Genomic DNA, 21,716 nt, shown 5'->3' with positions numbered 1-21,716 from the left:
CCAACCTTAACCGTTTGCAGATGGTGCATCTGCTGACTGGCAATCCCGGTAAGCGTCACTGAGCTTCTTCCAGACTGCCTTTTCGTCTTTTTCTTTTCGCACTGCCTTTGCGATGTCAGTGGTTGCGAACCGGAAAAAATCCATAAATCCGGGGAACCGGGGACGCAGGTAAGCATGTGTGGTGGCAGGCAGGGTTTCAGCGAAGAAGTTGCTGTACTGAAGGTCTGCATCCGGGTTTTGCCATGCCCCCCCATAACCGGGCTGCCCTCCGGAAAAAATGTATTCCTTGCTCTGGAAATCCGGCTGGCATAAAAAACTGAGGTAGTTCGCCGCAGCGTCGGAATTTTTCGAATGCCGGCTGATGGCAATTCCCGCACCGCCAAGCAGTCCTCCCTGTGCTGGCAACCTGTTGTTAAAAGCGACGATGTCACCAAATTGAAGTGGGGCGGTTAAGTGGCGCGATGAATAGTTAAGGTAGCCGAACCCCAAGGGGTTATAGGGTACATCGTCGTGCGCCACCATATGCTCGTAGCAACGGATTGGGTTCCAGTCATGTGAGTCCGGGTGAGCGTATTCCAGAAGGGTTTGGAGAACAGAAACTGCCCGTGTATAGGCAGGATAGGGAATGAAATCCTCCCCGGTTTTGAGGGGGGAACCCATCGCAGCGGTCACACTGAGAAAGCTGCACATGATATCCAGCGGGATGGCTGGAAACCCGAGGTACAGCCCTTTACGTTTCGCTTTCCCGCCGAGAATTAAAAGCTCATCAAGCCGCGTCGGTACGGAAAATGACTCGGCATCGAATACGTCCTGACGGAAAGCCGCCACCTGGGACGCGGCATCTATGGGCAATGCGTAGAGCGCATCATCATAGAGGTAGGATCGGTACGATGCGCCTACAGAGTGTGTTTGGTGCGCATCAATAAGGGAAGCGGGAAGAAGTTTGTTCAGATCGTGGAAATAGGTGTGTTTAGCGGCTTCCCCGATAAATGGGTGATCGATAATCAGCAAATCATAGCGTTCCAGTACGCTTTGCAGATCACCTTCGCCAAAACTGCTCAGGTGCTGCCTGTCCCACTCAATATCCACATTCGGGTGTAACTCCCGAAATACAGGGATGCTGCTTTCCAGCGGTCCCCAACATCGTTTGTGGTCCCAGGCCAATCCTTTCAGCCGTATGGGTGGTTCGCGATCCATGCCAATTATCCTACTCGTTTACTGTTCCGGGTGATAATTCAGTGTCGCTGTGAATAACTTTTATATACGTATATTAATTTTTCTATATGAATGATGATGTCTCTAAAGTAGGACGAATTTAAATAAACAGAATTCAGGCGAATTATGGCCTTGACTTACTGCGGTGGGTTCAATTTTGTTTGTGTGAATTAAAGTGTTGTAATTTAGGAGATTATATTGAATGCAGGATGGGTTGTTTCTGACTGAATATCAGTGCTGAAAAATCCATATCACACTCAGCCAACAGTAAAATTATTTTTGTATATGAAGATTTATCTGCCGAAATTGTTCCACTGAAGGAAACATCGTTCTACAGCCGAAGGCAAAAATAAATATGCCACTCATTGAGTGGCATATTGTTTGGGTGTGTAGGGTTTAATGAGTGTTATGCCGTGGCCTCTGCTGCCGCAGCACGTTGTTTTCTCTTCAGGCCAACCAGCATCACGGCGCAGGCCATACCGGTCAGCGATACTGCCAGACCAATAGTGAAGATGGTCTGGTAGGCGGTGACTTCATCAAAGTTGTCAATGATCCAGCCATTCAGCGCATAGGCCCAGAATACAGAAGCGTATGCGGCGAATGAGCCAACGCTCATCGCAGAACCGCTGATTTGTTTCGGTACGCCAGCTTCTGCAACCGGAGCCAGAATGATGCCTTTGGCAAGGAAGATGCAGAACGAAAATGCCATCAGGAGGGCAATGTTCATAAACAGCATATCTGGGGTCTTCGGTAACATGATGACACCGAGCAAACAGGTTGCAGTCAGGCCCAGTGAGAAAATCATCATCTTAACTGATGACTTGAACACAAAGTCTGACAGAGAACCGGCGATAAGGCCGGCAACAACGCCCATTGCACCAGTGTTAATGATACCGAACAGCGCTGCCTGGGCGGTGGAGATACCAAATACAGCTTGCAGGTAAGGAACGGTGTAAATCAGGGTGATGTACGTCCAGTACACGGTCAGTGATGTAAACGCAGCCAGCCACACGGTAGGCATTTTCAGTACCTGAATCAGGCCCATCAGCGCAGCTTTGTTTTTGTTCTCGCCATTTTCAGGGTCGATACGGTTGTCCGGTACAAACTTCCACACCAGGTAGATCATTGGCAGGATCAGCAGCGTGTAAACCACTATCGCGCCCTTGAACACCAGTATGGAACCGCCAACCAGCGCCATGATGCCTACAATCACGGCGTTCATGCTCATTTCCATCGCCCGGCGTACAGACTCCAGCAGGCCAAATGCCATACCTTTGTTGTTTTCACCGGACATCAGGCTGACACCGTTAACAACAGACGGCCAGAAGACAGCGTCGGTCATACCCCAGATACCGGCAATGACCGCCAACATGGTGAAGTCTGGCTGGAAGACGATGATCCACATCATGCTGACAAAGCGGACCATCAGGCTTGTCATCAAAATCGAACGAACCGAGAAACGGTTGTTCACCCATCCGGCAGGGATGTAGAAAAACATCGCTGAGCCGATCAGGGTAAAGAGAATACCCATCTGGGTGTTGTCGATGTTCAGAACGTTGATTAAAAGGTTGTAAAACGTACCTTTGAAGGCCTCAAAGGCGGAATAGATAATCTGTCCGGAAAATACTACGGACATAAAGCCATAAAACTGTTTGTTGGACTCGAATCCAATTTTGCTAATCAGTTTTTTCATAGGGCACCTGAATCGAATTCACGTTAGTGACAGGGTTGTTTTTGATACGTGGTTCAGAAATCTTGTTTGTATTTTCGCGGGAACTTCTGGGCTACGTCGGTGAATACACCGTCGACACCCCAGTTGAACAGTTGGTTTGCCCGTGCCAAATCGTTAACGGTATACACGTTGATGCCATACCCGGCATCTTTCATCATTTTTACCCTGTCTTTGGTCAGCCCTTTGTCTTCCGGGTGAATAAATTCAGCGCCACAAGCCTGGAGGATAGACTGCCAGTCATCCCATAAGTTTGCGTTTTCGAACAGGCAGGCGATGCGGGTTTCGGGACGTCGTTTCTTGAACTCGGCAAGGGCAAGGTGATTAAAAGAGGAAATGATAAGTTCGCGTTCAGGGTTCAGGCTTTCCAGCCCTTTAACCACGCCATCAATCAGGCGCAACGTGTTTTCCCAGCCGGATGTGCAGGACTTGATTTCTACATTGATGTTCAGCTCATGGTCGTTAACGAGAGAGATGAACTGCTCAAATGTCGGGATTTTTTCACCATCATAGTCATCAGAGAACCAACTTCCGGCATCAATGGAGTCCAGGTCCGCCTCAGTGAGATCATAAAGACTTCCGCAACGGTTGGTGCAGCGTTCCAGTGTGTCGTCATGGGAGAGCACGACGGTACCGTCTGCCAGAATATCGACGTCACATTCCAGCCACTTAATGCCATTTTCCCTGCATAGGGCGAATGCGCTAAGGGTGTTTTCGGGAGCCAGAGAAGACATTCCACGGTGGGCAAATACAGTTTTCATATTCTTATTATTCCTATACAGATTGCTGCTCTAACGAGCATTTTTGATGCGCCACTATTTTCATACGAGCATCTGGGCGAGAGTCTAACCGTTTGTTTAAGCGTAAATTGTGATGAATTCTGCTTTTGTTTCAGCATTAGTGTTAAGGCCGTCACGTATCCTTGATGTTAGGGATGGTCAGGAACAACTTGTCGCGCTGCTTAAACAGTCTATTCAGGTTTACTGACAATTCTTCAATAAGGGATTGGCAGGATTGCCCTGTGTTGGTACGGTGGCTAAAAATCAGACAGGAAGTTGTGTCATGAGCCTGGAAAGTGCCATCACCTTTTTTATTGCCATTTTTATCTTTTGTATCACTCCCGGCCCCGGCGTGTTCGCTGTCCTCGCCCGCGGTATGGTGGAAGGGGCGCGCAACTGTGTGATGTTGTCTTTAGGGATGGTGATCAGCGATATTGTGTACCTGATTCTTGCGTGTCTGGGGCTGGCGACTATCGCTGAGAACTGGGGCGGGGTGTTTACCGTCATCCGGTACGTTGGCGCAGCATACCTTCTTTACCTTGGCTACAGGTTGTTTACTGCATTGCCAAGTACAAAGGATGCCATCGATACAACACAGGTGAAGCGCAGCGGCCACATTGCCAGTTTTATTCAGGGGTTCCTTATTTCAGCTTCCAACCCCAAAGTGATTCTTTTCTATATCGCCTTTCTCCCTACCTTTATGGATATCACTTCGCTCAGCGCACAAGACATTGCGTTAGCTACAGTGCTGACGTTTTTTGCGTTGATGGCAGGCTTGATGCTGATTGCGGTCTCTGCTTCCAAAGCCGCCCGTATGTTAAAAACGCCGAAAGCCGTAAAACGGCTGAACCGAAGTGCCGGTGGGTTAATGATGGCTGCCGGTGCGTATCTGGCGGTAAGTAGGTAGTGTGTAAACACACCAACGCCTTCATGGGAAGAGCGGTGGCTTTCGAAATAGTCCGGATCAGGCCTGATAACCCGGATTTCATTTATTTAGTTAAGGTGCTTAACACCACCTTGGCGGGATTAACCGGGGATACAGGTGAAAGCTCATATTCCGCTGAGATATTCGATGCATCAACGGATTGCGCGCTGGTTGGTTATCAGGATGGCAAACCCGTAGCATGCGGTACATTTCGATACCACTCGGATTGGGCATGTGAAATAAAGCGGATGTATTCATCAGTACGCGGTACCGGGTATGCATTGCTTAAAAGCCTTGAAGAAAACGCTCAGGAAATGGGTTACAGGGAGGTGGTGCTTTCTACCCGAAAGGTTAACCAACAAGCAGTCAGTTTTTATCTCCGGCAGGGCTACAAAGAAATCCCTTCGTACGGGAAATACATAGGGCGAGATAACTCTGTTTGCATGGGGAAACTATTGTGAGTTCAGACATATTGCTTTATCTGGCAGCAGCTTTATTGGTTTTGGTCTCTGTTGCGCATTCCTGGCTGGGGGAGAAATATATTCTCACCCGCCTTTTTCGGCGCGATAACCTGCCAAAGCTGTTTGGTGGCACTGAATTTACCATCAGGACATTGCGATTTGCATGGCATTTGACGTCGGTGGCCTGGTGTGGGTTTGCGGCGGTATTGGTTTCCCTTGTTCATGCCAATGACCCTGTTCAGGCTGTCGGAGTCGTGAGCGGCGTGGTTTTCATTATTCACTTTCTCGTGGCACTGATAGGATCCAAAGGAAAACACCTCTCATGGATAGTTTTTCTCCTGATCGGTGTTTTCTCTTTAGTTGCCGTAACAGGTAATTAAGCCCTTTACACTGTAAACCACTGAATTCTACTCATCGGTGCCATGCCATTGGAGTGAGCGGCTTACGGCCTCTTTATAGACCGTCCTTAATGATTCATCCAATGGCCTTGGAATGTAGATTTCGGTCCCCTCATTGGCAACATTCACTTCTTGCCCTATCCCTTTAAACGCCAACAATGCTGTTCCGTATGCGGTTATTTCGCCGGTATCGGGTACGGAAACCTGTATTTGCAGGCAGTCGGCCAGAAACTGGCAGAAATAGGGGTTGTTGCTGAGCCCTCCATCTACGGAAATGGTGGAGATAGGCGGAGTATGCCTTTGCAGGCCGTCTACCAGATCAGCAGCAAGAAAGGCAATGCCTTCCAGAACTGCCTGGCAAAGGGTTTCCTTTTCAGTATCCAGTGACATCCCAATCCACATAGCACCGGCCTGACGATCCCAATAAGGGCTGGCAAGACCGGACAGTGCCGGGACAAAAGCAATACCCTGCTCGATGGCTGAGCGGTTTTCGAAACTGTTGATGGCATCGAAGTCGTGAAACAACCCTAATTGGCGGGACCAGTTTACTGCTGATGCAGCGTTATAAATCCCTGCATCAAGGGCATAGTGGGTTTGCGACTCAGTTGTCAGCGCAATGGTGGGCAACACGCCGTTTAAGGTATCCGGAGGGGGAAGTTGATCACAAACGGCGAGGGCAAATGCACCGGTACCAAAGGTGATTTTTACATCCCCGGCTTTATCGCAGCGGTGCCCGTAAAGGGATGCCTGCTGATCCACGATAGCTGCCGTAACCGGGGTTTTGTTGAAATACCCGATAATACCGCATGAGGGGACGATATCCGGCAGCACTCCCTGTGGTACACCGAACAATGACAGCAAACTCTCTTCCCACTGTCCTGTTTTGATGTTCATCAGCGAGGTTCGGGAAGCGGTTGTGGTGTCGGTAACACCATTTCCGGCCAGGTGATGCAGGAAAAAAGCATCAGTGGTGGAAATGCACAATCGGCCTTCTGCCAGCAGATCTGCGGCATTGCCAATAATTCGGTACAACCACGCGATTTTAGACGCTGAAAAGTAGCTGTCCAACGGCAGGCCTGTCAGTGAAATAATGTCGTTTTCATGGCCTGCAGCTTTTAGGGCATCAACCTCAGGTTGTGTGCGGGTATCCTGCCAGACTATCGCCGGTGACAGTGGTTCCCCGGTAAACCTGTCCCAGGCCACCACGGTTTCCCCCTGGTTATCCAGCCCGATGGCATCAACCTCCGGGTGTGCAGCAGCGAGAGCCAGCACGTTATCCAGTAGCTCCCTTGCATCATGTTCCACCCAGCCTTGTGCCGGGTAGAACTGCTGGTGGTCGAGGGTGGTGACAGACTCAATGTGTCCTTTGTGGTTCAGCACCAGACCTTTTGTTGCCGTCGTTCCCTGATCAATAGCCAGTACGCGCATCCTTGCTTCCTTATTGGTCGCGGGGGTCGAGTTTCAGGCGACCGCTCCGCAATAGTGAGTATAGGACGACCATCAACAGGAAAATAAAGGCATTAACCAGTGACGCCAGTGCATAGAGTTCGGGTTTAATGCCGTGCCGGAGCGTTCCCCAGGCAATGGTGGGCAGGGTAGGGGTAGCCCCGAGGTTGTAAAAAGAGATTTCCAGGTTATTGAAACTCAGGATAAACGCAACGGTCGCTGCACCGAAAAGTGCTGGCCAGATATTTGGGAGCGTTACTTCCATAAAGGTTCGTGCAGGGCTGGCACCAAACACGGTTGCTGCTTCGTCCAACCGCCAGTCATAGCGTGCGAGCTGTGCGAGCAATACCAGAAACGCCACTGCAACACAGTATGTGCTGTTGGCGATTATGGCTGTCGGGATGTTGCCGGGCATATTCAGTACGCCCCGGTTAAACATCAGGGTGGAAATCCCGATCAGCACGTGGGCAATAAACAATGGTGACAGGTAAAGTGCAGCAATGAATACCCGGCCCCTTGCCCGGTATTTCAGCACCGCAGTTGCTCCCAATACGGCAAAGATACCGGAAACAACCATTGTCCCAATGGCAATCAGCAGGCTGTTCAGCAAGCCGTGGTGGAAATCACTCATGTCGGCGAGGTTTACATACCACTCCAGTGTCCATGTGGGTGGGAACGGCCAGACGCTGTTTTCCATCAGGGACAGGTAAACGATGTACAGAATGGGCGCATACAGGAAGGTGTAAAGTAGCCCCAGCATCAGCGCGCCGTTCATTGAAGAAAGAGAAGGTAACTTCATTATGCTTCTCCCTGTTGACCGGTGTAGCCGGTGCGGTTGAGGTTAATACTGCGCCAGAGCAGGGCGATAACAATCAGGCTGACACCAAACAGCACTACACCCATCGCAGCGCCAAGCGCCCATGTACCGGTAGCACCGAACTGGTTGGCGAGGATATTCCCGAACATCGCACCGTTGACGCCACCGAGGAAACGCGGCGTCACGCTGGCGGCAAGGGTGGGAATAAACACAAGGATGATGCCGACCGCTGTGCCCATCCAGTTCAGGGGCCAGGTAACCTCGAAAAAGGCTCGCAGGGGGGAGGCACCGTTAACCTTGGCAGCTTCCAGCAGGCCAAAATCAAAGTTCTGCAGGCTGAGGTAAACCGACAGCACCATAAACGGCATCCACAGGTAAACGAGCCCGATGGCGGACGCAATATTGGAGTACATCAGTGCTTCAATCGGTTCATATCCGAAGGTATTGAGCACCATATTCAGCACACCAATCGGCCCCAGAATTTGCTGGATTGCTGTAATGCGCAGGATGATGCCGGTAAAAAACGGCGCGGAAGTCAGCAACAACATTACCAGCCGGTATTTGCCGCCGTGGCAGGCAATAAAATAAGCCACCGGCCAGCCATAGAGCAGGCATACCAGCGACACACAAATTGCCATCCCAAGTGAGCGCAGCAGGAATACCCAGTAGGTGGACTCCCCCAGCAGCACGGCGTAATTGTCCAGGTTCCAGTCTGCAATCAGGGTGTAGCTTTCCGTGCGCCAGAAGCTGAACACCACAATTGACATCAACGGGAGCACCAGAAACAGCACGAGGAAAAGTGCCCCCGGCAATGCCAGGAACCAAAAGGCTTTTCGCTGTGTCATCCCGCCTCTCCTTCTGCCAGGAAAGCAAAGGTTGCTGCCGGGTCGAAGCTCACATGGACATCATGTCCGCGTTTAATATTCTGTGCTTCTTTGGGGGCAGTACTGACGACAATTTCATCCCCGGCCAACAGGGTGACGACAACATCCGAGTACTGGCCTTTAAAGATCACGTCCTTTACCTTCCCGGGCAGGCTGTTCCCGGATGAAGTGGAGTCCACGCTCAGGCTTTCACTCTTGGCATACAGCGTAACCGGGCTGCCAACTTCTAGCCCATCCGGGGCTGTAACCCGCAAAGACTTGTCACCCACACTGGCAGTGGACGTGCGGTCCAGTGTCCGGGTAAACATGGCACTGAGCCGGTTTGTCGCACCCAGGAAACCGGCAACAAAGGCTGATTCCGGGGCATCATACAGTGAGTAGGTGTCGCCAACCTGCTCAAATTTGCCCGATTGCATCACCGCCATACGGTCACTCATGATCAGGGCTTCTTCCTGGTTATGGGTCACGTAGATAAACGGGATGCCAAGCTCCTGTTGGAAACGGCGGATTTCGATTTCCATTTCCTTGCGAAGCTCCCGGTCGAGGTTGGCAAGTGGTTCATCGAGCAGCAGCACACGGGGGCGTGAAACCAACCCCCGGGCAAGGGCAACCCGCTGTTTCTGCCCGCCGGAAAGTTGGTGCGGGTAACGCTGCTCCAGGCCGGTCAGGCGGACCAGATCGACGATCCATGCCAGGTGTTTATCCTGTTCCTCTTTCGCCATTCCCTGCATCCGTAACGGAAAGACAATGTTCTCTGCCACCGTGCGGTGCGGGAACAGCAGGAAGTCCTGGAAGACCATGCCAATACCACGCTTGTACGGGGGAAGGTCTGTGACATCGTCATCGCCGATGATCAGCCTTCCACTGTCCGGTTTTTCCAGCCCGGCAATAATGCGGAGCAGGGTGGTTTTCCCAGAGCCGGACGGGCCAAGCAGGGCAAAGAACTCGTTTTGCCCAATCTCAACATCGATATGGTCAACGGCGGTGAAACTGCCAAAGGTTTTGGTTATTCCTTTCAGGCTTACCAACGGTTTGGCTCTGTCTTGCACAGCGTCTTTTAGCATGGTCATCGTCATCTTTATGCGGCCTCAACTTCTGACCAAATCCGCTCCCAAAGCTCCGGAGAGGACGGTGCATCAAACTGGTACAGGCCGTTGATGGCAGAGGTTTCATTCAGGAACAGGGTGTCGACGTATTTCTCAGGGATCAGCTTGCGCACATCCACAGTCGGCGCCCAGCCAACGTCGGTGGCGATAATCGCCATGTTTTCAGGCTTGAGTCGCCAGTCGATCCACTTGTGTACCAGTTCCAGTTTTTCGCTGTCTGTAACACCGGAAGTAATACACCAGGTATCAACCCACCCCAGGCCACCTTCATCCGGGCGCAGGATATGGCGCATGTTGAGATCGGTTTTGCCTTCCAGACGGTCGAAGTGGATACGGCGGTAGATGCCGGACCATTCAGGGGATGCGTAGACAACCTGAGAGCGCAGCAAACGCTCAAGGGTATCTTCGTCGTTCCAACGCGTAACCAGCAGTTTCTTCTGCTTGATCAGCAGCTTCTTGGCTTCCTGCAATTCAGCTTCAGTCAGTACGTAAGGGTTGAAGGGTTTACCATCCGGGCGAGGGGCATTGATCGTACCCATTCGGTGGGCAACCAGAATCCCGGCAAGGGCGATGTTTTCCTCAAAGCGGGCGCTGGTAGAGAAGTGGCGGCCGTATTTCTCGTTGAACAGCAGGCCAATAGACGTTGCATCCTCTTCTGCGACTTTGTCCATGTTGACGGTAAAGCCATAGCCGCCCCAACAGTTCGGTGCAGCAATGTTGCGGTCTCCGTTTTCTTCCTGTAGCAACATATAGTTAGGCGCAAGGAAGTCAGGGAAAACGTATTGCAGGTTGCCAAGTTTGCTGTAATCCACAGCTTGGGTAAGACCCTGTTTGGCGTACAGGCGGGGCCAGAATCCGTCTGCCATGACCAGATCGAAATCTTTAGTGCCACCGGCGCGCAGTTTGTTGTAAGCCTCTGAGTTGCCGTCAAAGAACCCGGCATTGACCTTCACGCCGTGATCTTTTTCGAATTGGCGGGTCAGTTCCTTCACATTGTAGTGTTCCCAGCCAAGCCAGTTCAGTTGTAGGGTGGCGGCTTCAGCATTGCTGATAAACGGGCCCAGGGTGCGCATTGCCGTCACGGCAGCGGCACCTTTGAGCGTGGTCTTGATGAAATCGCGGCGGCTGAAAACACCGTCCAGGCCTCCGTGTTTCGGGGTTCCATTGTTTCCGTTTTTGCTCATCCTTTTGCTCCTTGTCCGGTTCAGGGCTCGACCTTGACTGTAAAAGGCTGCTCGCCCGGGACTAACCTGTTTACCGGCACAGACAGTCTGCGCTCCGGTACCATTTGCTGGCTGCGCTGCCAAACAGGGGTGTCTCCCTGTAGCAGTTGCAGCCGGGTGTTGCTCCAATCAGCCACCCGCAGTTTCCCCATCAGTGAACTGGCCGGGGCGAGTTCACCGGTAAGGCGTTGCGGGTAGAAATACTTCACATGTTCATTCCACGTCACAGCTGTTGCCGTTGCCGCAGAGGGAAGCTGCATATCGAGATAATCTTTGATGGCAAAGGCGGCCTGACGCCCTTCGCGGAAGGCAACCCCGGCGGTATCTACCGGGTGGATAACATTCCCCGCACTGAATATCCGCGGGTTGCTGGTACGCCAGTACTGGTCAATAGACGGTCCGCCGGAGCCGGTACATAGGGTTACCCCGGCTTTTTGCAGCAATGCCGCATCCGGCAGGAACTGCCCGGAGACGATGACGCCGTCACAGGCGATGTTCTGGCCTCCTTGTTCATGGGCGAAATCGACGCTGGTGACCGTAGGGTGGCCGTTGATATAGAGGTCATGTGCCCCGGTATAAAACGGGATACCCATTAATTTCAGCATCCAGTGCGCAGGGTAAGGGCAGAGGGATGATGGAGAGGTTTCCACCATTGCTGCGACTTCAATGCCCGCATGGCGGAGCGTTAGCAGGGCAGAAAAGCTGACGAGCTCACTGCCGAGGATAACAGCGCGCTTGCAAGGTTTTCGGTTTGCCAGGTAAATAAACTGCTGAAGCGCGCCGGTATTGTAAACACCGGTCGGCCGGGTTCCTGAGAGCAGCCGCTGTGCACGGCTGCTTTCCCGTGTTCCGGTGGCAACCAAAACTGCCTTGGATTCGGTCTGAAGGATTCCTTCCCTTGTGGATACCGTGACTGTCCCATTGTCATCAATGTCGGTCACTGACGTGCCGGTGAAGATATCGACACCTGCCTGAAGCGCTTTTTTGACGAGGGTTTTCGCGTAGCCCGGGCCATCCATCAAACGCCCCCACTCCCGCAGGCCATACGTGTAGTGCGGGCAATGTCGCGGAATTCCGCCTGCGACCTCTTCCCGTTCCATAACGGCAACGCGCTGCACCCCAAGCGCCTTAAGCTGGGTAGCGGCGGAGAGCCCGGCTGGCCCGCTGCCAATGATAACCACATCGGCATATACCGGAGGAAGTTTGAAGTTCATGAACTTTTGCCCTCCTTTGCTGTGCCGTCCGGCATTGCTGACAAAGAGGGGGAAAGCTTTCCTTCGGTAATTTCAGCCACTTTCCAACTGCAGTAAAAACCCTGGCAGCGGCCCATCATGGCGCGGGTCCGGCGTTTCAGCCCGCCGGGTGTTTTAGCAGCGGGCTCCTTGCTCAGGGCTTCTTCTATTTCTTTTCGGGTAACCATTTCGCAGTGGCAGACAATGCCGTTATGGCGTGCTTGCCACGGGCGCTTTTTATATTCGCAAAGGTTTGGCACACAAGCGTCGGACTCGGCAACAGGGTTGAAAAACGGAATCCCGTTTTCCCTGTCTTCAAAATGTTCGCGGTAGATCTCAGCGACTTTTTCACCGATCCCCAGTGCGGCGGTGAGGCCGGTAGAGCGAATACCGCCCACCGTTATCCAGTTCCGTTCCGGCACGGCTTCCAGCTGGTAGTCCTTGTATTGTGTGGCAGGCCGGATTCCTGCGTAGCAGGCGGAGACACCGTAGTTTTTCAGGCCGGGGATAATCCGATCCCCTTCATCTATAAGGGTATCCAGTGTTGTCTTGTGGACAGAGGCATCGGTGCGGGAAAACTGCTCGTCGGCGGTTGGGCCAACCAGGAGGTTGCCAAACACTGTCCGGCAAACCACAACGCCTTTTGTCACCGGAGTGGGAACAGGCAGGAGAATCGCGTTAGCCAGGGAACTGGCCGCCTTGTCGAAAACCACAAACTGCCCTTTTCGGGGGTGGATCTCAAAGGGCGACGGTCGGTTAAAACCCTCGACCCTGTCACCGAATAAACCTGCGGTGTTGACTACAATGGATGCCGTTAATGACTGATCGGGCAATTTTAGCGACCACTGTTTGCCATCAAAGTGTGCGCCCAAGACTTCACTGTTAAGAACCAGTTTTGCGCCGTTCAACATGGCGTGGCGCAGGTAAGCCAAAGGTGCAGACCAAGGGTCAATCAGGCTTTCACCGGGAACATGGACTGCGGCCCTGGCCTTTTTACTAAGGTGGGGTTCCATGGCAAAAAGCTTTTCCCGGCCAATGATTTCCGTGTCTGTACTGCCGTTGTTGTGTGCCTTTGTAAGGATGTCCTGCAACTGTGCTTCCTGGGTTTCGTCCCAGGCTACAACCAGTGCGCCGGAGCGCAGCAGCGGCAGGTTGAAAGACCGGTGGAGTTGTTCATAAAGCGCATACCCGCGCCGGACACAATCAAGCTCTATACTGCCTGCCGGAGCATCAAACCCGGTATGCAGGATGGCGCTGTTGCCTTTGCTGGCACCCTCAAGGATGTCGCCGCTTTTTTCAATCAAAGCGGTTTGCAGGCCGAGCTGGGTCAGTGCACGAGTTACTGCACATCCGACAACGCCGGCCCCGATTATTGCGACATCAACATCAGGTCTCATAGGCCATCCGGTTACAGAAGGTGGTATTAACAACTTATTTACAACATGGTCAATTTATACCTTGAATTACCGATCGGTCAATTATAATTTTAAGAAATGTTTAATCGGGCGTTAATGAATTATGAAAGTCGCACAAAGGGAACAAGCAATACTCTCAATGCTACAGAGTGGGGATATTGTTACCGTAGAAGAGATGGCGAAAGAATTTTCCTTATCTAAAGAAACGGTTAGAAGGGATCTGGCAAGGATGGCTGCGGCCGGTACGGTGAGGAAAGTGTACGGTGGAGCCGTGTTGCCTCAGACAGCCATGGAAGACCCGGTCGACAAACGACGGCACTCTTTTGTGGAAGAAAAAGATAAAATTGCCCGAACAGTCATAGAGTTGTTCAAGCCAGGTGACAGCCTTTTTATCGATACGGGAACCACAACCTCAGTCTTTGCCCAATATCTGTCAGGTGTGGATGGTGTCACCGTGATCACCAACAGTGCAGATGTGGCAGATTGCTTTAACCGGGAACAGCAATCAAGCAAGGCGATACTTGTCGGTGGTGATTACAATGCCCGGTTGCGAGAAACCTACGGGCCGATGGCAGTCAGGCAGATCCGGGCATTCCACGCTGACTGGGCTGTTGTCACTGTCGGCGGTGTCCACAGCCAGTCCGGCCTGACCGATTACAACCTTGAAGAGGCGGAAATTGCCCGTGCAATGATTGCCCAAAGCCGCCGCGTGGTAATTCTAGCTGATCACAGCAAGGTAGATTGTGAGGCTCTGGTGCAGGTGTGTGGCTGGGATAATGTCGATTACCTGGTCACAGACAGTGCTTTGCCCAAAGAGTACCTGGCGGTATTGGCAGACAAAAAGGTGACAGTGCTGGCGGGCTAAAATGGCGGGCAAAGCCCGCCATGCTGCGTAAAGCAAGCACCAGAAGGAATCATTGGAAGGCGGGGGAAATCCTATCCCTTCAGGTGCTGCATCCTGCGGATTGTCCTTATATCTAAGCTGCCAAACATTTCTTCGTGCTGCTCATGTATTGCGAGTGCCTGCTGGCTGTTCGCTGCACTGGCGACAAAAGGAGAGACCATAAAATCCTGCTTTATCAGGCTGGCAAGAATGGCGGGTGCATCCGGGTCATCTGAGTGAAGCGGATGGGTGATACTGTCTTTGATTAAAAACAGGTAAGCGTTTTCCATAGGGAATTGTCCTAGTAGGGGAATCTGCTGACAATTAGAACAATTACCTTCAATAAGATAAAATCAATAAAAATCCTAATTCGATTACCAAATGGAATGAAATTCGATCTCAGACAACTCCAGGCGTTTGTGACGCTGAGTGATTGCGGCAATTTCCGTGAAGCCTCGGAAAGGCTGTTTATTACCCAACCTGCGCTGACAAAACAGATCCAGTCGCTGGAAAAATTCCTCGGTGTGACACTGTTTATGCGAGGCAGGCATGGCGCACAACTTACCTCACAAGGCTCGCAGCTACTCGATTACGCCAGGGCGCTGGTGGATCAGGGGAAACAGTTTGAGCGAACGGCACTTGACCTGGCCGCCGGCCAAAGTGGCAGGTTATATATTGGGTTTGGTATTTCCAGCTACCAATCAGCTCCAACAGAGGTGGCAAAATTCCGCACTGTCGCCCCGGATGTTGCCGTATACCTCCAGGATATGCCGTCGGCGTTTCAGGAAGAGCTCCTCCTCTCTGGTGAAATGCAGTTGGGCTATATGAGAAAGCCGGTTAAAGACGGGCTGCAGTGGCGCTATAGCCGCCGGGATGAGCTGGTCTTGGCTATCCCTCTGGCGCTGAAAAGCGACGGGTTTGATGCCGAACAATATTTGCATCAGCAACCGTTAAAACTGATGAAAATGGTAGACGGACGGTGCCCCGGCCTGAATACCCAGGTAGATAATTTCCTGCTGCGGTTCCAGCCGGTGGAGTATATTCAGGAAGCACGAGATCTCCACACACTGGTTGCGCTGGTGGCTGCGGGAATAGGTTGTGCCATTGTCCCCGCAAGTATCAGCAATATCGTCAGCCAGGGCGTGGTGTTGGTGCCATTATCCGGCAAGTACTCAGCATGGGATGTCGGGATTGCCTGGAACCCGGCGATTGATGACCCGGCTCGGGATCGTTTTCTGGCGGTGAGTGGGGTTGTATAAAGGGAAAACTGCAACAAAAAAGGGAAGCATGTCGCTTCCCCATTTGCGGTCAATTAGCAGTCAAACCCGGCAATTATTTTGCAGGCGCAAATACCAGTGAATGCTCGCCAGAGGTCAGAGTCATCTGGCCGCCTTTTACAGATACCGCGCTCCAGTCAGACAGAGACTTGGCAACAGAATCTTCCAGTTTCATTTCTGGTTCAGCACACGCCATGCGGGTCATGCCCATGTTGTCCAGGCGCAGTTTACCGTCTTTCAGTTCAGCTTTACCGAAGTAGCGGTTACAGCCTGCGAAGCCGTTTGCTTCCATCGCCGCGTTCAGGTTCAGCGTAGGAGCGCTTTCATCCTTGGCAACCTGTTGGCCGTCGATAGAAGTCAGAACCCAGTTTTGTGCCAGTTGTGCTTCAGTTACTTTGTTCATATCGCCACCAGTGCTTGAACACGCAGCCATAAATGCAGGCAGAACCATTGCCAGAAGTACACGTTTTTTCACGATTAATCACCCGTATGAATGAAATGAGAGTGGCCTGACATTGCGAAGACTTGGGATGCGATTCAGGCTCAGAATGTAGGGAATTTATAGCGCGATCCCCCTACTTTTCCAATGCTTTGTACTGCCATTTTTCGGCTCTTAACTAAAAAATATCCCTTTTCTGACGAAACGTCGTAAAATTCACCGCTTAAACGAATTATGATATTTGTACGATAAATTTAAGCGATGCGTAATATGGTTTTTAGAAATAAATACGGCTTAATATGCGCTGCGGTGTTGGCATGTTTTATCGCCGTTTCCACATTCCTTTTAAAAGGCACGGGATTTACCGGCCCTGTGTCTGATACATCCGGCCTGGTGTTTTCGGTGCTTTCCTGGTCTGCCGGTAAAGAAGGTTTCCTGATTACCACCACACTGCTGTGCCTGGTCCCCTTTGCCTTGCGCTGGTCACGCGACCGCATTCTGGTTGCCCTGTTGTGTTTTGGTTTTGTCTTGGGTGGCAGCCTGGTTACCAAAACGGTATTGAAAAAGGTTACCCAGGAGCCCCGCCCTTATTCGCAGGTGCTGACTGAACTGGGCAAAGTGGATTCAGAAGCACAGTTTTACCAAATCACCCCCTCACAGCGTGAAGAGGTAGTAAAAAGTGCAGAAGGGTTGGTAAGCCACTGGCGCTTACAACACTGGCAAGGTGAAACCAATTATTCATTCCCCTCCGGCCATACTATTTTTGCAGCGGCTGTCGCTGTTTTCTGGGGCGGTCTGTTGCTGGCTGAAGGCTACCGCCTGAGTGCAATGCTGATTGTTGGCTGGGCCGGAATGGTTGCCACAAGCCGCCTGTGGCTCGGAATGCACTGGCCGACAGACCTCTTCGGCTCCGTTGCCTTTGCAACAGCAATTTGCCTGTTAGTTCCGTTGTTTGTGAACGTTGTTAACCGGGTTCTTCACCGGCGAAAGGTTCAAAACGCTTGATGGAAAGGGGCTCCGGCCCTTTTTTGCAACGTGTCCACTTGTCCACTTCCTCGTTTACATAGCCCCCAATAGCACACCGCACTGAATTCTTGCTTGGGCAGGAATAATAATTGTTGAAAAGGTGGACAACACAACTCACTTTGGGACTGATGTGAGTTAGTGTTCATGCCCGAATGTAGCCACTTCGGATTAACTGGATTCAGGGAAACAGAGAAAGACGTACAGATTTGCCACGAATTCAAATGAAGCTCTTACAGGCTCACGGCTGAAAACTCAAAATGTGATTGCTGATGAATATTGGGAAACAGGGCAAAGACACTTCTTGCTACAACAGTTATCAACAACTGCCATGTTGGGAATTGGTACGAGTTAATTTTCAATACCAATGCACTGTCTGAGAAATGGACGATTTCTCCCTTGAAGAAATTCTGTCCCTCATCGATTGGAATTAACTCAGGCGGCTGAAACCGCGATAGTTCAAATTCAATCAATTGGCTTGCAATCGCCAGTAAATTCTCGCCGCAAAATTGTGATTCAAGTTTTTCAACGATATGGGACAAAAACAGGCATTCAGCGACGCGCTCACCATACTTCTCGTGCAGCGCGTTTATATCCTCACGCTCGTCGAAGATTTGGCTCTGAATGGGCGCGTAGTGTTCGGCTAAGCGAAATGTGTTCCTCGACATAAAATACTCTCTCCAGTTAGTTGGAGAGAGTATGCCGCAAGGGTACGACGAGAGTTGTCGTTTACGATTTTATAGAGCCTTAGTTATTTTTTGCAGTTAACAGTACCGAAATACTGAGTACTTAGCTCACGTTCAAGTGCTTTACGTTTTCCAGTGTTAAAGAGACGGAAATGTGTCGGGATATCAATACTTAAAGATTGGATTGATTGAGAGTTCCCTGACGGATGATGCGCATAGATAAGCAGAGATTCAATATGTCTGATATCTATTCCTGTTTTTGAGGAATCATACTTTGGATATTCTTCTCCCGAGGAATCCCAAGTTTGCCAATCAACAAATTCGCCACAACTTGCGAAGTAAATTTTGCAGTCATCGCATTGACTATCAATCCATTTGTGTTCTGGAAGTCTGTCCTTCACACCCTCCAACTGCTCCGTTTTTCCGATATAGAGGAGACTATCTGGTCCATATACAGGATGATGCCCATAGATTTGATAAAGTACTTGTGACTCGGAATGCTTGACAACTTTGAGATCTCTTAGGGCAATTGGACCTTTCCAATAAACATCAATAATAGGTACTGCTTTGTTTTCTGAATCACACATCTTTAATCCTCATACCACGATAGACTATCTCTAAGGGTTTGTTTTATTTCTAAACGCAGAGCCAAAGGCTCTACCACTGTCACATGGTTACACACAGACAGTAACCAATGGCGAAGCTCATCGGTGTCATCCACGCTTGCGTGAACGAGAAAATCGTCATCTTTGGGTTCTATTAACTGATCTTCACACAGTGGGGTTTCATCAAGGATCCTTGCAAAAACAGGCGTGACCCATAGCTTAATCGCCAGTTTATCTAGACTGCGGGTAACACCCATTTCCCCCTGCTGAACGTATTTCTCAAGCGAAAAGTCATCATCAAAAATCGCCGGGAAGTATGAAGATTCTGCGCTGATCACGCGGTTGAACGACAACTGGCGAACATCGCTGTAGCCGTCAAATTTTCCGACCAGATAGTTCCGCTCTCCACGCACAACGATGCCGTAAGGGTGAAACAGTACTCGCTGCTCTTTTTCAGAGGACATTGAACGGTAAACCAGCCTGATGCATTTTTCTTCAAGTACCGCTTTGTAAATAAGGTTTATCGTTTCTGCATCAATCGTTGGGGGAAGCAAAGGCATACCTTTTTGGTGGATATACACTTTGCGTGGCCAAAGCCCCTGGGGCGTTTTGTTTTCATATCGAAGATAGAATCTTGCGCCGCTGAAGTGCGATTCTAAATTCTTGAATAAAGAGGGAGGTAAAACTTGCTTTAGATATTTCTCAGCAAGATGCAGGGTAATGGCGGTACTCAAATCCATCTTCGTTAAACCTACATCAAGCCCTGGCTCCCGTGACCAGCCAATCGGTTTGCCTTTATCTGCTATAACGCCATATTGACCGAGACTTTTGAGAATGCGTTGCACGCTTCTTAGTGATAATGTCTTGCTTTCTGCTTCCAGTCTTTGCTGAATTAACTGCGCAGTAATTTTGCCTCTCGTGGGCACTTTTGCGAGCACTGCCCGTTTGTTTTCGAAGCTTTTTAGCTCCTTCTCAGCGCGTTCCATCAAGGTTTAACGTAGTGATTCTAATGAGATAGCTAATATATCCGATTATACATCTGTTGACGACAGCGGTTGTCGTTAACACCGAGTATCTTGAACCCATCATCACAAATCGAGCAGATAATAGTGGGATCAGACAAAAAGAAAATTGTGGTTTTTACTGGCGCAGGCATCAGCGCCGAAAGTGGACTAGCAACCTACCGCGATAGTGACGGACTTTGGAATCAACTGCCGGTAGAGAGTCTGGCCACAAAGCAAGCTTTCGAACATAACCCTGAGCTTGTTTTAGCGTTTTATAACGATCGCATTGAGAAAGCCAACAATGCTGAACCCAATGCTGCGCATAAAGCGATAGCTGACCTTGAACAAGGATATGACGTTACAGTCATTACTCAAAACGTGGATGATTTGCACGAGCGGGCAGGAAGCTCCAAGGTTATCCACCTGCATGGTCAGATTAACCTAGCCCAGAGCAGCGTAGATCCAACATTGGTATATCCTTGGTATGGCAAGCCGATATTGATGGGACAATGTTGTGAGCAAAATTCACAACTGCGCCCCCACATCGTGCTTTTTGGTGAGCAAGTATTGCACTTGGATGAAGCGAGACGACTGATAAGATCAGCTGACAAGGTTTTGGCTGTTGGTAGCTCTCTCACTGTTCAACCTGCTGCGAGACTACTGAATAAAGCGCGATTTCATGCGGAAAAGATACTTATTTCCAAAGAAATCAAGAAAAAACCGTTTGGATACGTGTTCCTGAGGGGAAACGCTTCGGAATTGGTGCCAAGCGTTTGCGCCGATTGGCTTGGTAAAAATTAGAAAAACAAATTAGAACTCGGCCTTTTTGAATGACAGGTGGTAACTTGTGCCGGCTTGAAGAGGGTATGGGCATAGACAGAGATATTTCACCGCCCCTCTATCTGTTAAACTCCCAACAATTCTTCGCATCCGGTGGGGTGCTTACTGATGGAGCCTGCTTTTGAATATTTGGGTTGATGCGGATGCCTGTCCGGTCGCTATCAAAGAAATCCTTTACCGCGCTGCGGTGCGCACTGAAATCCTGACGACCTTTGTTGCCAACCATGCGCTGCGGTTGCCGCCGTCGCCTTACCTGAAATTTGTGCAGGTTACATCGGGCTTTGATGTGGCAGACAATGAAATTGTGCTCCGGTCGAATCCGGGGGATTTGGTGGTGACCCAGGATATCCCGCTGGCGTCAGAGGTAATTGATAAAGGCTGCACCGCGCTGAACCCTCGCGGTGAGCTGTACACCAAGGAAAATATCCGTTCTCGCCTTAATATCCGTGACTTTATGGATACCCTGCGTTCAAGCGGTGTCAATACCGGCGGGCCACCACCGCTGGGCCCAAAAGAGAAACAACAGTTTGGCAATGAACTGGATAAATGGATTGTCCGCGCCAAACGGGCTGCTGGCCAGAAGTAGTAAGCGCTACCTCAAACGGACAAAGGTCAGCCTCGGCTGACCTTTGTTGTATCTGGCGTGGCGATTAAGCCGGTTGGACTACGTAGTAATAAATTGCGAAGAAATGGCAGACAGTGCCGCCGAGTACAAACAGGTGCCAGATCGCATGGTTGTAAGGGATTTTCTTGTTCACGTAGAAAATCACCCCAAGGGAATAGAGCAGGCCGCCGATGGTGAGCAGGATAAGACCGCCGGCTGAGAGGGATTTTGCCAGCGGGTAAATGGCGACCAGTGAGAGCCAGCCCATGCCGAGGTAAGTCGCAAGGGACAACTTCTTAAACCGGTAAACAAAAACTACTTTGATGGCGATACCAATCAATGCCAGGGACCAGATGACTGCCATCAGGGTGATTGCCAGCGGTGTTCCCAGAGAGACCAGCAGGAACGGTGTGTAGGTGCCGGCTATCAGCAAATAAATGGCACAGTGATCGAAGGTTTTCAGCGCCCGTTTTGCTTTGGCAAACGGAATGGCGTGATAGAGCGTAGAGGCGAGGTAGAGCAGGATCATACTGCCGCCGTAAATGCTCAGGCTGGTAATGGTCAGGGCATCAGCATTGTCTGAGACGGCTTTAACCAAAAGCAATACCAGGCCGGTAATACCGAAAATCACCCCAAGTCCGTGGCTGATACTGTTGGCTATCTCTTCCCCAAACGAATACCCGTCCCGCTTGATGGCTTGAGTGGTCATGGATCCCTCACATCTG

The 21,716-nt window shown here is 50.8% G+C and carries 24 protein-coding genes; 8 read left to right on the top strand and 16 right to left on the bottom strand.

From position 1 onward, the window contains the following. Positions 1-6 precede the first annotated feature (6 nt). From NF212_RS19580 to NF212_RS19570, 3 genes are all read right to left on the bottom strand, one after another. Positions 7-1,197 (bottom strand): extracellular solute-binding protein, encoded by a 1,191-nt coding sequence (locus NF212_RS19580; RefSeq protein WP_434362509.1) that lies wholly within the window; start codon positions 1,195-1,197, stop codon positions 7-9. 424 nt (positions 1,198-1,621) lie between these two features. Beyond that, on the bottom strand, positions 1,622-2,908 hold the full coding sequence (locus NF212_RS19575; RefSeq protein WP_434362508.1) for an MFS transporter: 1,287 nt from the start codon (positions 2,906-2,908) through the stop codon (positions 1,622-1,624). Positions 2,909-2,961: 53 nt separating this feature from the next. Beyond that, entirely contained in the window at positions 2,962-3,705 is a 744-nt protein-coding gene (locus tag NF212_RS19570) for a glycerophosphoryl diester phosphodiesterase (RefSeq protein WP_434362506.1), read from the bottom strand. Between the two features lie 301 nt (positions 3,706-4,006). Here NF212_RS19570 and NF212_RS19565 point away from each other — a divergent pair, with 301 nt between their 5' ends. The 3 genes from NF212_RS19565 to NF212_RS19555 are packed head-to-tail and all read left to right on the top strand — an operon-like array spanning position 4,007 to position 5,489. Next, positions 4,007-4,630 carry a LysE family translocator gene (locus NF212_RS19565; protein ID WP_434362504.1) on the top strand — a complete coding sequence of 208 codons (624 nt, stop codon included), beginning with the start codon at positions 4,007-4,009 and terminating at the stop codon, positions 4,628-4,630. A gap of 35 nt (positions 4,631-4,665) precedes the next feature. Further along, positions 4,666-5,109, top strand: coding sequence for a GNAT family N-acetyltransferase (locus NF212_RS19560; RefSeq protein ID WP_434362502.1), 444 nt, complete (start codon positions 4,666-4,668; stop codon positions 5,107-5,109). Continuing rightward, positions 5,106-5,489, top strand: coding sequence for a hypothetical protein (locus tag NF212_RS19555; protein ID WP_434362501.1), 384 nt, complete (start codon positions 5,106-5,108; stop codon positions 5,487-5,489). The genes NF212_RS19560 and NF212_RS19555 overlap by 4 nt, the downstream gene beginning before the upstream one ends. 27 nt (positions 5,490-5,516) lie before the next feature. On the opposite strand, the gene NF212_RS19550 is transcribed toward NF212_RS19555, so the two are convergent. Genes NF212_RS19550 through NF212_RS19520 form a run of 7 tightly spaced genes read right to left on the bottom strand, consistent with a single transcriptional unit; the run spans position 5,517 to position 13,612 of the window. Beyond that, complete coding sequence (locus NF212_RS19550) at positions 5,517-6,935, bottom strand: FGGY family carbohydrate kinase (protein WP_434362500.1); 1,419 nt, start codon at positions 6,933-6,935, stop codon at positions 5,517-5,519. A 10-nt stretch (positions 6,936-6,945) separates the two neighbouring features. Next, positions 6,946-7,752 (bottom strand): ABC transporter permease, encoded by an 807-nt coding sequence (locus tag NF212_RS19545; RefSeq protein ID WP_434362499.1) that lies wholly within the window; start codon positions 7,750-7,752, stop codon positions 6,946-6,948. Further along, positions 7,752-8,615, bottom strand: a complete 864-nt coding sequence (locus NF212_RS19540; protein WP_434362498.1) for an ABC transporter permease — start codon at positions 8,613-8,615, stop codon at positions 7,752-7,754. Before NF212_RS19540 ends, NF212_RS19545 begins: the two co-directional genes overlap by 1 nt. Then, positions 8,612-9,730 (bottom strand): ABC transporter ATP-binding protein, encoded by a 1,119-nt coding sequence (locus tag NF212_RS19535; RefSeq protein WP_434362497.1) that lies wholly within the window; start codon positions 9,728-9,730, stop codon positions 8,612-8,614. The genes NF212_RS19540 and NF212_RS19535 overlap by 4 nt, the downstream gene beginning before the upstream one ends. A gap of 2 nt (positions 9,731-9,732) precedes the next feature. Continuing rightward, positions 9,733-10,944 carry an ABC transporter substrate-binding protein gene (locus NF212_RS19530; protein WP_434362495.1) on the bottom strand — a complete coding sequence of 404 codons (1,212 nt, stop codon included), beginning with the start codon at positions 10,942-10,944 and terminating at the stop codon, positions 9,733-9,735. 20 nt (positions 10,945-10,964) lie between these two features. Beyond that, on the bottom strand, positions 10,965-12,197 hold the full coding sequence (locus NF212_RS19525) for an NAD(P)/FAD-dependent oxidoreductase (RefSeq protein ID WP_434362493.1): 1,233 nt from the start codon (positions 12,195-12,197) through the stop codon (positions 10,965-10,967). Then, positions 12,194-13,612: an NAD(P)/FAD-dependent oxidoreductase gene (locus tag NF212_RS19520; protein ID WP_434362491.1), complete on the bottom strand. Its 1,419-nt coding sequence runs from the start codon at positions 13,610-13,612 to the stop codon at positions 12,194-12,196. Before NF212_RS19520 ends, NF212_RS19525 begins: the two co-directional genes overlap by 4 nt. A gap of 121 nt (positions 13,613-13,733) precedes the next feature. Here NF212_RS19520 and NF212_RS19515 point away from each other — a divergent pair, with 121 nt between their 5' ends. Beyond that, the gene (locus tag NF212_RS19515) at positions 13,734-14,495 is read left to right on the top strand and encodes a DeoR/GlpR family DNA-binding transcription regulator (RefSeq protein ID WP_434362489.1); all 762 of its coding nucleotides are present in this window, start codon (positions 13,734-13,736) and stop codon (positions 14,493-14,495) included. A gap of 71 nt (positions 14,496-14,566) precedes the next feature. On the opposite strand, the gene NF212_RS19510 is transcribed toward NF212_RS19515, so the two are convergent. Further along, positions 14,567-14,803 (bottom strand): hypothetical protein, encoded by a 237-nt coding sequence (locus tag NF212_RS19510; RefSeq protein WP_434362487.1) that lies wholly within the window; start codon positions 14,801-14,803, stop codon positions 14,567-14,569. 96 nt (positions 14,804-14,899) lie between these two features. Here NF212_RS19510 and NF212_RS19505 point away from each other — a divergent pair, with 96 nt between their 5' ends. Further along, positions 14,900-15,772: a LysR family transcriptional regulator gene (locus NF212_RS19505; protein ID WP_434362485.1), complete on the top strand. Its 873-nt coding sequence runs from the start codon at positions 14,900-14,902 to the stop codon at positions 15,770-15,772. 73 nt (positions 15,773-15,845) lie between these two features. Here NF212_RS19505 and NF212_RS19500 read toward each other — a convergent pair whose 3' ends face one another. Next, positions 15,846-16,265: an META domain-containing protein gene (locus NF212_RS19500; RefSeq protein ID WP_434362483.1), complete on the bottom strand. Its 420-nt coding sequence runs from the start codon at positions 16,263-16,265 to the stop codon at positions 15,846-15,848. A gap of 336 nt (positions 16,266-16,601) precedes the next feature. On the opposite strand from NF212_RS19500, the gene NF212_RS19495 reads away from it, so the two are divergent. Continuing rightward, a complete protein-coding gene (locus NF212_RS19495) occupies positions 16,602-17,234 on the top strand; it encodes a phosphatase PAP2 family protein (RefSeq protein WP_434362482.1) in 633 nt (210 codons plus the stop codon). 251 nt (positions 17,235-17,485) lie between these two features. On the opposite strand, the gene NF212_RS19490 is transcribed toward NF212_RS19495, so the two are convergent. The 3 genes from NF212_RS19490 to NF212_RS19480 all read right to left on the bottom strand — a co-directional run bounded on the left by NF212_RS19490 (position 17,486) and on the right by NF212_RS19480 (position 19,529). Continuing rightward, on the bottom strand, positions 17,486-17,920 hold the full coding sequence (locus NF212_RS19490) for a hypothetical protein (protein ID WP_434362480.1): 435 nt from the start codon (positions 17,918-17,920) through the stop codon (positions 17,486-17,488). Between the two features lie 83 nt (positions 17,921-18,003). Continuing rightward, positions 18,004-18,525, bottom strand: a complete 522-nt coding sequence (locus tag NF212_RS19485; protein ID WP_434362478.1) for a hypothetical protein — start codon at positions 18,523-18,525, stop codon at positions 18,004-18,006. Positions 18,526-18,527: 2 nt separating this feature from the next. After that, positions 18,528-19,529 (bottom strand): helix-turn-helix transcriptional regulator, encoded by a 1,002-nt coding sequence (locus NF212_RS19480; RefSeq protein ID WP_434362476.1) that lies wholly within the window; start codon positions 19,527-19,529, stop codon positions 18,528-18,530. 123 nt (positions 19,530-19,652) lie between these two features. Between NF212_RS19480 and NF212_RS19475 the strand changes: the two genes are divergently transcribed. After that, the gene (locus NF212_RS19475) at positions 19,653-20,348 is read left to right on the top strand and encodes an SIR2 family NAD-dependent protein deacylase (protein WP_434362475.1); all 696 of its coding nucleotides are present in this window, start codon (positions 19,653-19,655) and stop codon (positions 20,346-20,348) included. 160 nt (positions 20,349-20,508) lie between these two features. Continuing rightward, complete coding sequence (locus NF212_RS19470; RefSeq protein WP_434362474.1) at positions 20,509-20,973, top strand: YaiI/YqxD family protein; 465 nt, start codon at positions 20,509-20,511, stop codon at positions 20,971-20,973. A gap of 64 nt (positions 20,974-21,037) precedes the next feature. Here NF212_RS19470 and trhA read toward each other — a convergent pair whose 3' ends face one another. Continuing rightward, positions 21,038-21,700, bottom strand: coding sequence for a PAQR family membrane homeostasis protein TrhA (trhA, locus tag NF212_RS19465; RefSeq protein WP_434362472.1), 663 nt, complete (start codon positions 21,698-21,700; stop codon positions 21,038-21,040). Positions 21,701-21,716 lie beyond the last annotated feature (16 nt).

The organism is Parasalinivibrio latis (assembly GCF_036825535.1).
Lineage (GTDB): Bacteria > Pseudomonadota > Gammaproteobacteria > Enterobacterales > Vibrionaceae > Parasalinivibrio > Parasalinivibrio latis.
The sequence above is the reverse complement of the archived record's forward strand: the minus strand, read 5'-3'. Positions and strand labels throughout refer to the sequence as shown.